This is a genomic window from Bradyrhizobium sp. SZCCHNR1043, assembly GCF_032489675.1.
In the GTDB taxonomy this organism is placed as follows: Bacteria; Pseudomonadota; Alphaproteobacteria; order Rhizobiales; family Xanthobacteraceae; genus Bradyrhizobium.
Genome location: NZ_JAUEYN010000013.1, coordinates 130,741 through 144,736, shown reverse-complemented (window position 1 = coordinate 144,736; position 13,996 = coordinate 130,741). Strand labels below are relative to the sequence as shown.

General features: G+C 65.8%; 13 protein-coding genes. 4 read left to right on the top strand and 9 right to left on the bottom strand.

The annotated features are described in order from the left end of the window. Positions 1-123 precede the first annotated feature (123 nt). The gene (locus QX039_RS23180) at positions 124-1,815 is read left to right on the top strand and encodes a long-chain fatty acid--CoA ligase (protein WP_315772702.1); all 1,692 of its coding nucleotides are present in this window, start codon (positions 124-126) and stop codon (positions 1,813-1,815) included. Between the two features lie 157 nt (positions 1,816-1,972). After that, positions 1,973-2,458, top strand: a complete 486-nt coding sequence (locus QX039_RS23175; RefSeq protein ID WP_315758853.1) for a peroxiredoxin — start codon at positions 1,973-1,975, stop codon at positions 2,456-2,458. A gap of 128 nt (positions 2,459-2,586) precedes the next feature. Here the strand turns inward: QX039_RS23175 and rnhA are convergent, their stop codons facing one another. The 3 genes from rnhA to ispH all read right to left on the bottom strand — a co-directional run bounded on the left by rnhA (position 2,587) and on the right by ispH (position 5,149). Continuing rightward, the gene (gene rnhA / locus QX039_RS23170; RefSeq protein ID WP_315736125.1) at positions 2,587-3,051 is read right to left on the bottom strand and encodes a ribonuclease HI; all 465 of its coding nucleotides are present in this window, start codon (positions 3,049-3,051) and stop codon (positions 2,587-2,589) included. Continuing rightward, the gene (locus tag QX039_RS23165; RefSeq protein WP_315772699.1) at positions 3,048-4,022 is read right to left on the bottom strand and encodes a homoserine kinase; all 975 of its coding nucleotides are present in this window, start codon (positions 4,020-4,022) and stop codon (positions 3,048-3,050) included. The genes rnhA and QX039_RS23165 overlap by 4 nt, the downstream gene beginning before the upstream one ends. A gap of 158 nt (positions 4,023-4,180) precedes the next feature. Beyond that, positions 4,181-5,149: a 4-hydroxy-3-methylbut-2-enyl diphosphate reductase gene (ispH, locus tag QX039_RS23160; RefSeq protein ID WP_315716301.1), complete on the bottom strand. Its 969-nt coding sequence runs from the start codon at positions 5,147-5,149 to the stop codon at positions 4,181-4,183. 267 nt (positions 5,150-5,416) lie between these two features. Here ispH and QX039_RS23155 point away from each other — a divergent pair, with 267 nt between their 5' ends. After that, on the top strand, positions 5,417-6,109 hold the full coding sequence (locus tag QX039_RS23155; protein WP_315736123.1) for a DUF1013 domain-containing protein: 693 nt from the start codon (positions 5,417-5,419) through the stop codon (positions 6,107-6,109). Between the two features lie 273 nt (positions 6,110-6,382). On the opposite strand, the gene QX039_RS23150 is transcribed toward QX039_RS23155, so the two are convergent. The 5 genes from QX039_RS23150 to QX039_RS23130 all read right to left on the bottom strand — a co-directional run bounded on the left by QX039_RS23150 (position 6,383) and on the right by QX039_RS23130 (position 11,928). After that, entirely contained in the window at positions 6,383-7,114 is a 732-nt protein-coding gene (locus QX039_RS23150) for an OmpW family protein (RefSeq protein WP_315736122.1), read from the bottom strand. Positions 7,115-7,297: 183 nt separating this feature from the next. Continuing rightward, a complete protein-coding gene (locus QX039_RS23145) occupies positions 7,298-7,570 on the bottom strand; it encodes a hypothetical protein (protein ID WP_315736121.1) in 273 nt (90 codons plus the stop codon). 96 nt (positions 7,571-7,666) lie between these two features. Then, entirely contained in the window at positions 7,667-9,571 is a 1,905-nt protein-coding gene (locus QX039_RS23140) for a propionyl-CoA synthetase (RefSeq protein WP_315772697.1), read from the bottom strand. A gap of 122 nt (positions 9,572-9,693) precedes the next feature. Then, positions 9,694-11,076, bottom strand: coding sequence for a tetratricopeptide repeat protein (locus tag QX039_RS23135; protein WP_409998897.1), 1,383 nt, complete (start codon positions 11,074-11,076; stop codon positions 9,694-9,696). 102 nt (positions 11,077-11,178) lie between these two features. After that, positions 11,179-11,928: a tetratricopeptide repeat protein gene (locus QX039_RS23130; protein WP_315772785.1), complete on the bottom strand. Its 750-nt coding sequence runs from the start codon at positions 11,926-11,928 to the stop codon at positions 11,179-11,181. A gap of 324 nt (positions 11,929-12,252) precedes the next feature. On the opposite strand from QX039_RS23130, the gene QX039_RS23125 reads away from it, so the two are divergent. After that, positions 12,253-13,023 (top strand): hypothetical protein, encoded by a 771-nt coding sequence (locus QX039_RS23125; RefSeq protein WP_315772693.1) that lies wholly within the window; start codon positions 12,253-12,255, stop codon positions 13,021-13,023. 160 nt (positions 13,024-13,183) lie between these two features. Here QX039_RS23125 and QX039_RS23120 read toward each other — a convergent pair whose 3' ends face one another. Continuing rightward, positions 13,184-13,984: an SDR family oxidoreductase gene (locus QX039_RS23120; RefSeq protein ID WP_315772692.1), complete on the bottom strand. Its 801-nt coding sequence runs from the start codon at positions 13,982-13,984 to the stop codon at positions 13,184-13,186. Positions 13,985-13,996: the final 12 nt, after the last annotated feature.

The following is a 13,996-nucleotide window of genomic DNA, read 5'->3' as shown; positions in this document are numbered from 1 at the left end:
TTCGTCGACACGCCGGCCGCTTGCCTTGAAGGGCCGGAAATTCGATATTGGCCGCCGCCAGTTTCCCGAGCGAGGCTGGCGGACGCCAATACACGAACAAGAGACGATCAGAGAGGAAGGGTCATGGAGCGCATCTGGCTCAAGCACTATCCGGCCGGCGTTCCCGCCGATATCGATCCGGGCAAATACCCGTCGCTCGTCGACCTGCTGGAAGAGAGCTTCAGGAAATTCGCCGATCGCCGCGCCTTCATCTGCATGGACAAGGCGATCAGCTATCGCGAGCTCGACGACATGTCGGTCGCGCTGGGCGCCTATCTGCAGGGCCTTGGGCTGGCCAAGGGCGCGCGCGTCGCGCTGATGATGCCGAACGTGCTGCAATATCCGATCGCGATCTCCGCGGTGCTGCGCGCGGGCTACGCCGTCGTCAACGTCAACCCGCTCTACACGCCGCGCGAGCTCGAGCACCAGCTCAAGGATTCCGGCGCCGAGGCGATCATCGTGCTGGAGAACTTTGCTCACACGGTGCAGCAGGTGGTCGGCCACACCCAGGTCAAGCACATCGTCGTCGCCAGCATGGGCGACCTGCTCGGCTTCAAGGGCGTGATCGTCAACCTCGTCGTCCGCCGCCTGAAGAAGATGGTGCCGGCGTTCTCGCTGCCGGGCGCCGTGCCCTTCAACGATGCGCTCGCCGCCGGCCGCGGCAAGCGCTTCCAGAAGCCCACCATCGGTCCGGACGACGTCGCCTTCCTGCAATATACCGGCGGCACCACCGGCGTCTCCAAGGGCGCCACGCTGCTCCATAGCAACGTCGTCGCCAACGTGCTGCAGAACGACGCCTGGCTGCAGCCTGTCATGGACAAGCCGCCGCATGTCGATCAGTTGCTGATCGTCTGCGCGCTGCCGCTCTACCACATCTTCGCGCTGACCTGCTGCTTCCTGCTCGCGGTGCGCGCGGGCGGCGCCAATCTCTTGATCCCCAATCCGCGCGACATCCCCGGCTTCATCAAGGAGCTGATGAAGTATCAGGTCACCACCTTCCCGGCCGTCAACACGCTCTACAACGGCCTGCTGCATCATCCTGACTTCCGCAAGATCGATTTCTCCAAGCTGAAGGTCTCCAACGGCGGCGGCATGGCCGTGCAGCGCCCGGTGGCCGAGCAGTGGAAGCAGGTGACGGGCTGCAGCATCGCCGAAGGCTACGGCCTGTCGGAGACCGCGCCGGTGCTGACCTGCAACCTGCCGACCTCGACCGAGTTCACCGGCACGATCGGCCTGCCGCTGCCGTCGACCTGGCTGTCGATCCGCGACGACGACGGCAACGAGGTGCCGCTCGGCCAGCCCGGCGAGATCTGCGCCAAGGGCCCGCAGGTGATGGCGGGCTATTGGAACAGGCCCGACGAGACCGCCAAGGTGATGACCGCGGACGGCTTCTTCCGCACCGGCGACATCGGCGTCATGGCCGCGGACGGCGCGATCAAGATCGTGGACCGCAAGAAGGACATGATCCTGGTCTCCGGCTTCAACGTCTATCCGAACGAGGTCGAGGAAGTGATCGCGACCCATCCGGGCGTGCTGGAGACCGCCGTGATCGGGCTGCCGGACGAGAAGACCGGCGAGGTCGTCAAGGCCTTCGTGGTGAAGAAGGATCCCGACCTCACGTCCGAGGACATCATCAAGCACTGCCACGAGCAGCTCACGAACTACAAGGTGCCGAAGCAGATCGAGTTCAGGACCGAGCTGCCGAAGACCAATGTCGGCAAGATCCTGCGCCGGGAGCTGCGCGACGAGAAGAAGAAGCCGGCAGCGGCCGCCTGAGTCCATTGGCGCCGCAAGCGCCGGCATGCGATGAGGGACGTGCGATGACGGATACGTGATCACGGCGGGCCGTTGCCGTTTCCGGCGCGCCGAATAGTGTAGCGCGCACCGCGCAAGACACATTCAAAAGACACATCCAGGGGAAGGAGTAACTCGAATGACCATCCAGGTTGGCGATAAGCTGCCGCAGGCCCAATTCCGCGTCATGACCGGCGAGGGCCCGCAGGTCAAAACCACCGACGACATCTTCAAGGGCAAGAAGGTCGCGCTGTTCGCGGTGCCCGGCGCCTACACCGGCACCTGCCACAAGATGCATCTGCCGAGCATCTTCCTCAACGCCTATGCGCTGAAGGACAAGGGCGTCGACACCATCGCGATCGTCTCGGTCAACGATGCCTTCGTGATGAATGCCTGGAAGCGCGACACCGACCAGCGCGACGAGGCCGTGTTCCTGGCCGACGGCAATGCCGAGTTCACCAAGGCGATCGGCATGGAGCTCGACGCCTCCGGCGCCGGCCTCGGCATCCGCTCCAAGCGCTATTCGATGCTGGTCGAGGACGGCAAGGTCACCAAGCTGAACCTCGAAGCCGCGCCAGGCAAGGTCGAGGTCTCCGGCGGCGACACCCTGCTCGGGCAGCTGTAAGTAAACACGCACTGCTGCAGATGATCAGTCGTTCCGGGGCGCGAAGCGAACCCGGAACCTCGAGATTCCGGGTTCGACGCTCTCGCGTCGCCCCGGAACGACGATCAAACTCACGACCGTAGAAGACCTCAGCCCCGCACGTTCTTCTGCATCCTGGCCATCGCCACGCCATCGCGCGCCAGTTGATCGGCGCGCTCGTTCTCGGCGTGGCCGGCGTGGCCCTTGACCCAGTGCCAATTGACCTTGTGCGGCTTCAGCGCGGCATCGAGCCGCTGCCAGAGCTCGGCGTTCTTGACCGGCTTCTTGTCCGCGGTTTTCCAGCCGTTGCGCTTCCAGCCGTGGATCCAGCCGGTGATGCCCTGCCGGACATATTGGCTGTCGGTGTAGAGCTCGACCTGGCACGACTTCTTCAGCGCTTCCAGCGCGGAGATCGCGGCCATCAGCTCCATGCGGTTGTTGGTGGTGTGCGGCTCGCCGCCCTTGAGCTCTTTTTCCTTGTCGCCGAAGCGCAGGATCGCGCCCCAGCCGCCCGGCCCCGGATTCCCCGAGCAGGCGCCATCGGTGTAGATGCTGACGACCGGATGCTCGCTCACGCCACGGCTCCACCGATGCCGTAGTCGCGCACGCTGGTCACCGCCTGGTGGAAGCGCAGCTTGCGGACATATTCGAGCGGGTCCTTGGGCTTCACCAGCGCGCCGGGAGGCACGTTGAGCCAGTCCACCAGCCGCGTCAGCAGGAAGCGGATCGCGGCGCCGCGCGCCAGCAGCGGCAGCGCCTCCTGCTCGGCCTCCGACAGCGGCCGGACGCGGCCATAGGCGTTGAAGAAGGCGCGCGCCTTGGTGACGTTCAGCGAATGATCGGCCTCGAAGCACCAGGCGTTGAGGCAGATCGCGACGTCATACGCCAGAATGTCGTTGCAGGAGAACGGGAAGTCGATCAGCCCCGAGAGCTTGTCGCCGAGGAAGAACACGTTGTCCGGAAACAGGTCGGCGTGGATGACGCCTTCCGGCAGATGCGTCGGCCAGGAGCGCCCGAGATGATCGAGCTCGGCGGAGAGCAGCGCGGAGAGGCCGCCCTGCACCGTGTCGGCGCGGTCGGCGGCCTGGGCGAACAATGACCGCCAGCCGGCCACCGAGAGCGGATTCTCGCGCACCAGCGGGAAGTCGCGTCCGGCCAGATGCATCTGCGCCAGCGCCGCGCCGACGCCGGCGCAGTGGGTGACGTTCGGCTTGCGCGGCCACATGCCTTCCAGGAAGTTGATGATCGCCGCGGGCCGGCCGGACAGGCTCGAATACACCGCCCCGTCGCGGTTGCGGGCGGGCTGCGGACAGCTCACGCCGCGCTCGGCGAGGTGGGCCATCAGCCCGAGAAAATACGGCAGATCGTCCACCGCCACGCGCTTCTCGTACAGCGTGAGGATGAAGGAGCCCTTGGTGGTGTGCAGCAGGAAGTTGGAGTTCTCGACCCCTTCGGCGATGCCCTTGTAGGAGAGCAGCTCGCCGATGTCGTAGGTCTTGAGGAAGTCCGCAAGCTCGTCGGCGGCGACGTCGGTATAGACCGCCATACCCTGTCCTGGTTCTCGAAGTTCGCCGGCCCCGCCTCCCCCGACGCGAACTTCATCACCGGGGAGGCTCGTTTGCGCCCTTCATCGCGCATGCGGGCGCCGCGTTCAAGACGGATGCGCCGGCGGTGGACCAAAAAGAGCGGCCGCCAGGGCCGCCTTTACTCGGCCGCGGCTTCCGGCCGCAGCGAGCGCGGCAGCGGGAAGAACTCGTTCTCTTCCGCCGCCGAGACCGTCTCGACATGAAGCACGTAGCGCTCGGCGAAGGCGCCCATGATCTCCTCGACGATCACCTCGGGCGCGGAGGCGCCGGCGGTGATGCCGAGGCTCTTGATGCCCTCGAAGCGCGCCCAGTCGATGTCCGAGGCACGCTGCGCCAGCACGGCAATCGGGCAGCCCTCGCGCTCGGCGACCTCGCGCAGGCGCTGCGAGTTCGACGAGTTCGGCGCGCCGACCACGATCAGCGCGTCGACCACCGGCGCCACCTTCTTGACCGCCAGCTGGCGGTTGGTGGTGGCGTAGCAGATGTCTTCCTTGTGCGGGCCCGAGATGTTCGGGAAACGGCCCTTGAGGATCGCGACGATATCCTTGGTGTCGTCGATCGACAGCGTGGTCTGGGTGACGAAAGCGAGGTTGTTGGGATCCTTCGGGGTGAAGGTCGCCGCGTCCTCGGCGGTCTCGATCAGCGTCACGGCGCCCGCCGGAAGCTGGCCGACGGTGCCGACCACCTCCGGATGGTGCGAATGGCCGATCAGCAGGATCTCGCGGCCGCGCTTGAAGTGGATCGCCGCCTCGCGGTGGACCTTGGTGACCAGCGGGCAGGTCGCGTCCAGGGAGAAGAAATTGCGCGCCTGGGCCTCGGCCGGAACCGATTTCGGCACGCCATGCGCCGAAAATACCACCGGTGCGTTGGTACTGTCGGGAATCTCCGCCAGTTCCTCGACGAAGATGGCGCCCTTGGTCTTCAGGCTGTCGACGACGTATTTGTTGTGCACGATCTCGTGGCGGACATAGACCGGGGCGCCATAGATGGCGAGCGCCCGCTCCACGGTGTCGATGGCGCGCACCACGCCGGCGCAGAAGCCGCGCGGCGAGCAAAGCACGATTTTGAGGTCTGGTTTGGCTGCCATGGGGCTGGTCTAAGCTGATCTTTGCGGGCTGGTTTCGGCGACCACGGACCCCCGGGCCGGCAAGCGGGGGCGGTCGATACGCGAGGAGCTTGGGTCTGACACTGGTTTGGGTAGGACTTGGGACTGCTTTCGAGCGCTGTCAAGGCCGTTTTCTCCAGGCCATTGCGCCATGCCCCCGGGACGGCTTATATAGGGCCAATTCCCGTCATCGCCGATGACCGCAGGTTTCGCCTCCAGGGCCGGGGCGGAGCACAAAGGAGATTTGCCATGAGCAACGCCCCGCTGATGCCGAAGGCAACTGCCGTGTGGCTGGTCGACAATACTGCCTTGACCTTCGACCAGGTCGCCGATTTTACCAAGATGCACCCGCTCGAGGTGCGCGCCATTGCCGACGGGGACGCCGCCCAGGGCATCAAGGGCATGGATCCGATCTCGACCGGGCAGCTCACCCGTGAGGAGATCGAGAAGGCCGAGCGCGACCCGAATTACCGCCTGCGGCTGCAGGAGAGCAAGGTCGTGCTGCCGCCGCAGCCCAAGCGCAAGGGCCCCCGCTACACCCCGGTGTCGCGCCGCCACGAGCGCCCGAGCGCCATCCTCTGGCTGGTGCGGAACCATCCCGAGCTCAAGGACGCCCAGATCATGCGCCTGGTCGGCACCACCAAGACCACCATCGCCAGCGTGCGCGACCGCACCCATTGGAATGCGCAGACGCTGACGCCGATGGACCCGGTGACGCTCGGCCTGTGCTCGCAGATCGAGCTCGACTTCGAGGTCCAGCGTGCCGCCAAGGAAAAGCCGCTCGACGCCAATTACAGCGGCGCCACCCTGCTCCCGGCCTCCGAGACCACCCGCAAGGACGAGTACGAGCCGGCGGGCCGCGACGAGGACGATCTCAACGTCGACGCCGTGTTCGCCAAGCTCAAGACCATCGGCGGCAAGAAGCAGGACGACGAGGAGTAGGACGCGAGCGTCCGTCTCTCGATCGCCAAAGGCGCGTGACACGTCCTTCGCTGTCGTCCCGGCGAACGCTGGGACTCTAGCCACAGGATCGCGCAACTGCCCGAGCCGGTTGTGACTAAGCCTTCCGTTCCTGACTCGCGCTGCGGCGTATGGGTCCCGGCTCAAGGCCGGGACGACAGCCGTGGTCAGGCCCGAGACCGCGACCAACGAACCTCCCAAAAAAATGGCGCCGGGGATGCCGGCGCCATGGCAGTCTGGGAGGAACTGAAAAAATCAGAACTTGTAGGTGACGCCGACGCCGACCAGCCACGGATCGATGTTGGCGCGGCCGGTGACCGGAATTGCACCGTTGACGGTCGCCGAGTAGTTCGGCTGCAGCCACAGCTTCTTGACGTCGACGTTCAGGCCCCAGTGCCTGTCGAGCATGTAGTCGAAGCCGAACTGGACCGCGGCGCCCCACTGGTTGGAGATGTGCAGGTTGGTGACGGCAAGACCGTTCCACACCTGGTTCGCGGCGCTCTGGTTGAAGAAGACCGTGTAGTTCACGCCGGCACCGACATAGGGCTTGAAGGCGCCGAAATCGGTGAAGTGATACTGCAGGGTGAGCGTCGGCGGCAGCAGCCACGCCTTGCCGATGTTGAGACCGTCGAGCGAGCCGGTGCCGCCGATGGAATGCCGCGTGACGCCGAGGATCAACTCGGCCGCGATGTTCCTGGTGAAGAAGTAGCTGATGTCGAGCTCGGGCACGACCGAGTTGGAGATCGACAGGCCGGAGTTCGGCGACGACAGCGCCGGCACGCCGGTCACGTTCACGCTGGAGCCGCCGGCATCCGGCAGCACGCCGAGCGCTCGCACACGAAGCATCCACGGATTCCACGCTTCGACCACCGGCGCCTTGGTGTAGACCGGCGCCGCCTGCAGGTCGGCTGCTTGCGCCGAGCCCATGGCTCCGCAGATCGCCGCCAGCACCAGCAGCGACGACGAAAGTTTCAAGATTCTGTTCATCGAAGTCCCCATAGCCACCCTTGAGCAACATTTGCGCGGGCACAGCCGCGCCTTGCGGTCGCAGATGTGGCAGGGACGCCATGGACTTGGATTTGATCTCAATCAATCGGCATTGTTGCAGTGCCGATGTCACGCAACTGTTGCATCGAAGTCACGCGCCATGAGAGGCGCTTGCACGTGCGCTCAGGGCCGATCGGGATGGTTCATCATGTATTCGCCGAGATCGCGCTGCCGGCGATCGGCGCGTGCCTCGGCGCGTTGCCGCTGCACGTCGCGGTCCTTGCGGCAGGCGACATATTCGGCGGAGCCCGGCGCGACCTTGCCGCCGGCCTGACAGACCGCATCGTCATCGTCATTGCCGAGCGCCACTGCAGGGCCCTGGTTGCGGGAGGCGCAGGCCGTGAGCGAAAATACGGCCATCAGCACCAAGGCCAAGCGGGCGGAGGTCTGTCGCATCGAACGTTCCATTCTCGTCAATCGGGCTGGTCTCGGCCGTTGCTTGACGACAATGGGCGCCCGGGTCAAGCCCGGGGCACGTTCAGCGGCGCCGCGTCAGACGCGGCTCTTCAGCGCCTCGCCGATTTCCTCGAGCACCTTGGGATCCTCGATCGTGGCCGGCATGCTCCATTGTTCGCCGTCGGCGATCTTCTTGATCGTGCCGCGCAGGATCTTGCCCGAACGCGTCTTCGGCAGCCGGCCGACGGTGATGGCGAGCTTGAACGCAGCGACGGGGCCGAGCTTGTCGCGCACCAGCGCCACGATTTCCTTCTCGATCACAGACGGGCTGCGCGAGACGCCGGCCTTGAGCACGAGGAAGCCGCAGGGCACCTCACCCTTGATCGCATCCTTGATGCCGAGCACGGCGCATTCGGCGACGTCCGGATGCGAGGCCAGGATCTCCTCCATGCCGCCGGTCGAGAGCCGGTGGCCGGCGACATTGATGATGTCGTCGGTGCGGCCCATCACGAAGACGTAGCCGTCCTCGTCCTTGTAGCCGGCGTCCGAGGTCTTGTAGTAGCCGGGGAACTCGCTGAGATAGGACTCCTTGAAGCGATCCTCCTGCTGCCACAGCGTCGGCAGGCAGCCCGGCGGCATCGGCAGCTTGATCACGATCGAGCCCATGGTGTTGGCGGGCACTGGCCTCGCCGCCTCGTCGACGATGTCGACCTGGTAGCCCGGCATCGGCACCGTCGGCGAGCCGTGCTTCACGGGCAACAGGCCAAGGCCGACCGGATTGCCGGCGATGCACCAGCCGGTCTCGGTCTGCCACCAGTGGTCGATGACCGGCACCTTGAGCTGCTGCTCGGCCCATTCCACGGTCGGCGGGTCGGCGCGCTCGCCGGCGAGGAACAGCGTGCGGAACTGTGACAAATCGTATTTGCGCAGCAACGTGCCTTCGGGATCCTCCTTGCGGATGGCGCGGAACGCGGTCGGCGCCGTGAACAGCGCCACCGCCTTGTGGTCGCTGATGACGCGCCAGAACGCGCCGGCATCGGGCGTGCCGACCGGCTTGCCCTCATACATCACCGACGTCGCGCCATGGATCAGCGGGCCGTAGATGATGTAGCTGTGGCCGACCACCCAGCCGATGTCGGAGGCGCACCACCACACCTCGCCCGGCTTGATGCCATAGAGATTCTCCATTGACCATTTGAGCGCGACGAGGTGCCCGCCATTGTCGCGCACCACGCCCTTCGGCTTGCCGGTCGTGCCCGACGTGTAGAGGATGTAGAGCGGATCGGTCGCCAGCACGGGCACGCACGGCGCCGCCTTGCCATTGGCGAGCGCGGACTTCCGCAGCGCGGCCCAGTCGTAATCGCGGCCGGGCTTGAGCTCGCAGACATGCTCGGGACGCTGCAGGATGATGCAGGCCTTGGGCCTGTTGTCGGCGAGCTCGATCGCCTGGTCGAGCAGCGGCTTGTATTGCACGATGCGGCCGGGCTCGATGCCGCAGCTCGCCGATAGCACGAGCTTTGGCGTCGCATCGTCGATGCGGGTGGCGAGCTCCTTGGCCGCGAAGCCGCCGAATACGACCGAATGCACCGCGCCGATGCGCGCGCAGGCGAGCATCGCGACCATCGCTTCCGGCACCATCGGCATGTAGAGGATGACGCGGTCACCCTTGCCGACGCCGAAATCCTGCATGATCGCGGCGAGCGTCTGCACCTCCTTCAGCATCTCGGCATAGGTGAGCTTGGTGACCGAGCTGGTGAGCGGCGAATCGTGAATCAGCGCCAACTGCTCGCCGCGGCCGGCGGCGACGTGGCGATCGAGCGCGTTGTAGCAGGTGTTGACGACGGCCCCAGTGAACCAGCGGCCATAGGCGCCCATCGACGGATCGAAGATCTTTTTGGCCGGCTCGATCCAATCGATCGCGCGGGCGGCCTCGGCCCAGAACCCTTCGGGGTCCTGCAGCGACCGTGCATGGACCTCGTGATAGCGGCTCGCAGCGCTCATGACGTTTCCCCAAGATCTGTGTTTATTCCCGACTATTGTCACGGGACAAAGCGACAGTTCAAGCCGTCATGAATTGATCCAGATCAGGCGGGCCGGACGTCCGGGCCATTTTCCGGGCCGGATCAATGCGCTGCGTCGCGGAGGGTATCCAGGCGACGCTGCAGGGCTAGACGAAGGTCGTAGCCCGGCTTGCCGAAGCGGGCGTTGCGCTCGGCGATGAAGTCACGCTGCCTGCTGCGCAGTTCGGCAGCGGCGCGGCCGCGCGAGGATTTCAGCAGCCGGGCGTAGCTTTCGGAAATGCCGAGATCGAGCACCGAGAGCTGCGGGTCGGCACAGATGACCTTCTCGACCTCGCGTACGGCGGTGGCGCAGTCGAAGGACGGCCCGCTGCGCTCCGACGGGGCGTTCAACGGACGCGGCGGCTCGGCGCCGAACTTCTTGATCTCGGCCAGCATGACGCGCCGGCCGGCAATGGCATTGTCGTTACCGGGATCCAGCCGCAGCGCCGCCTCGTAGTCGGCCAGCGCCTTGGCGCGCTCACCCATCTTCTTGAACAACACCGCGCGGTTGTTGTAGGCGAGCGCGAAATTCGGATCGAGCCGCAGCGCGGCGTCGTAGTCGCTGAGCGCCGCGCCGAGTTCGTTCTTGAACTGATGGGAATCGCCGCGATTGGTGAAGAAATTTGCCCGCTGCTCCATCCTGATCGCCTGGTCATAGTCGGCGATCGCCTTGTCGTACTCCTTCATGGCGGCGTAGGTGAGGCCGCGATTGTCGTAATATTCCGACACCTTCGGATCGCGCCGGATCGCCTCGTCGTCATCGGCCAGCGCCTTGTCCATCTGGCCGAGCTTCTTGTAGGCCGCGGCACGATTGGTGAATGTGCGCGGCCGTTCCGGGTCGAGCCGGATCGCCTCGTCATAGTCGCGCACGGCCTTCTCATTGTCGCCGCGCAGGTAGAAGGCGACGCCCCGGTCGGCATAGGCCTGCGCGTAGTCGGGCTTCAGCCGGATCGCCTGGTCGTAGTCGGCCAGAGCGCGATCGAGACGGCGCTGCTCGGTATGGACAACGCCACGCAGCTCATAGGCTTCGGCGTCATTCGGATCGAGCGAGATCGCCATGCTCAGATCGGCCGCCGCCTTGCCGGCATCGCCACCGGCTTCGCGCATCAGGTCGCCTCGCAGCCGATAGGCGCGCGCATTCTTGCCGTCGAGCGCGATGGCACGGTCGAGATCCTTCAGGGCCTGGGTCAGGCCGCTGGAGGTGCGGGCACGGGCGTCGGCACGGGCGACCAGGGCGATGGATTGATCCTTCGGCGAACCCGATGCCTGCTCGATTGCCGTCGAGCAGGCGGCGATGAGTTCGGACGGGGGCGCCTTGCTGCCCAAAGCGCATTCGGGGTCCGAGGCGAATGCTGGCAAGGCTCCGAGGCCAAGGACAAGCCCGGCTGCAAGACCCAGCGCGAGGTAGGACGAGCGGGATGAAATCGAACGAATGAAAGCGTGCATCGGCATGGACTCGGCTCGAATTCCGACTGTTGCGGGTTGAGATGCTGATCTCCCCCGTTGTCGTCTCCGGACGGAACCCGGTTCAAGCGGCCACGCCGATGGCTAATAGCCGTCGACGCCGTTCAGCCGCCGCAGGCGGTCCTGCATTGCCTTCTTGAGATCGTAGCCAGGCCTGCCAAAGCCCGCGTTGCGCCGCGCGATGAACGCGTCCTGCTCGCGCTGCAGGGCGCGTGCCGCGGCGGGGCCGGCCGCCTCGCGAACGACGCGGGCCTGCGCGCCGTCGATCTCGCGATCGAGATTGGCGAGCTCCGGATCGGCGCAGATCGCCTTCTCCACGGCGCGCCGCGCCATGGCGCAATTGAAGCTGGGCCGGCCCGCGACGGCCATCTGCGCGCCCAGGCGCTCGAGCTCCACTGCGAGTGCGTGGTAGTTGCTGCGGGCGCTGGCGTGATCCGGATTGAGCCGCAGCGCCGCGGCGAAATCGGCCAGCGCCTTCGGACGGTCGCCCTTCTTGCGATGCAGTTCGCCGCGCGCATTGAAGATGCTGGCGAGCGTCGGGTTGAGCTGCAAGGTAACGCCGTAATCGGCGATGGCGCGATCGATCTCACCCCTGGTGATGAAGATCGAGGCGCGCGCGATCAGCGCGTTGATGCGATCGGCCCTCGCGGCCTTGGGATTGTCGATCACGGCGCCGCACTCGGTGAGCACCTTGTCGCCATCGCGTGCCTCCGAGGCCGCCATGCAGGCACCGGCATCCACCGCCGGCTCCTTGCCGGGCTCGGCCGCGCCGACCGCATGGGCCTGGGTCGAGACCAGCCATCCGAGCGTGACAAGCGCGGCAAGGCGCAGCATCCCATCCCGGCGATCGGCTGCAGCCCATGAGGAGACGGATGCGGTCAAGGCAGATGGCTCTCTCAGGTCGTGGGCGATCCGGCACGGCGCGCGGGGCGTAACCGCCGCCGCGGCGACTTCAACTATACAGCGGCAGCCGCGGTGCGACAGTCCTTTCCTGCAGAAGGCGCCCCTTGCGAACGGGCGCTCGCGAGCTGATTGCGGCCCCGACAAAAATGCGTGTGGTCGTGCCGCGCATTCCCCTCGCGATGTTGTGGATGCGCGCCCCCGGCGATGCCCTCGGTCGCCATTTGAACCTGTTGCGATCCCCGCAGACACAACCGCATGACTATTCTGACCGACAATTCGCGCGCACGCGGCGTCGTTGCGTCCCCTGCGTGCTATTTCTATTTCAACATGGCTCTGGCCTGCATGGCCATTGCGATCATCGGCTTCGCACCGACCTACTGGCTGCCACTGGCCCGCGGCTCATTCTCCGGCGCGCCCGTGATTCATTTCCACGGCTTCCTGTTCTTCACCTGGACTCTGTATTTCGCGCTGCAGAGCTGGCTTGCCGCATCCGGACGCACGGCGCGGCACCGCTCGCTCGGCATCTTCGGCGTATCGCTCGCCACGGCGATGACGATCTTTGGCTTCCTCGTTGCCATCGAGGCGATGAAGCGCTCTGCGGCAATGGGGCAGGTCAATGAGGGCATCGCCTTTGCCATCGTGCCGCTCAGCGGCATCGCCTTCTTTGCCGTGGTCTTTACGCTCGCGGTTGTCCATCTGCGCCGGCCGGAAACGCACAAGCGGCTGATGCTGCTCGCCGGCATCTCGCTGCTCGACGCCGCCGTGGCGCGCTGGTTCCTGACATTCCTGGCGCCGCCCGGCCCGCTCGGCCCGCCGCCGGTGTTCGTAACGATCCCGCCGGCTTTCGTCGCCTACCTGCTGCTCGTCGTCGCCATCATCCACGACCGCGGCACGTTCGGACGTGTCCACCCGGTCTACGTCTATGGCGGGCTCGCGCTGATCGCCGTGAAGCTCCTGAACTGGCCGATCAGCGTGACCTCGGCATGGCATGCATTCGCGGGCGGTATGCTGGCGATGGCACAATAGCCCTCAACAAGACAAAGCCGTTCCACACCACCGTCATTGCGAGGAGCCGAAGGCGACGAAGCAATCCAGAGCTCCCGAGAGACTCCGGACTGCTTCCGCCCTCGCTCTTCGAGCTACGGCGGACACGTCGCTTCGCTCGCAATGACGAGAGCGGCGAGACCTAACTCCTGCAGGTCAACCCGCCATCGACCACCAGCATGGTGCCGGTGACATAGCGCGACTCGTCGGAGGCGAGGAACAACGCGGCATTGGCGACGTCGAAGGCATCGCCCATATGCCCCATCGGCACCTGCGCATCGCGCTTCTTCCACATCTCCTCGACATCGCCCTTGGCGTAGCTCGCAGCCAGCCCAGCGGAGTGCTCGACCATCGGCGTCTTCATCAGCCCGGGCAGGATCGCATTGACGCGGACGTGCTTCGGCGCGAACTCGACCGCGGTCGTGCGCGTCATCTGGTTCATCGCCGCCTTGCTGGCGCCGTAGCTGACATAGGAAATGCCGACCTGGCGGATCGAGGCCACCGAGGAGATGTTGATGATGGAGCCGCCGCCCTGCCCGATCATCACTGGAATGACGTGCTTCATGGCAAGATAGGCGCTCTTCAGGTTGACCGCGAACACGCGATCCCATTCCGCTTCATCGACATCGACCACGCTGCCCATCTCGGCAATGCCGACATTGTTGTCGAGCACGTCGATGCGGCCATAGGCCGCCACACAGGCCTTCACCATCGCCTCGACCTCGACGGCCTTCGAGACATCGGCGGTGAACGCCTCGGCCTGCCCGCCTTCGCCTGAAATGATCGAGGCGGTCTCCGCGGCGGCGTCCTTGTTGCGGTCGACGCAGAACACCTTGGCGCCGTGCCGGGCAAAGGTCACGGCCGTGGCCTTGCCATTGCCCCAGCCCGGTCCGATCGAGCCGGCGCCCACAACCAGCGCCACCTTGCCCTCGAGACGATCCATCGCGTTCTCCCG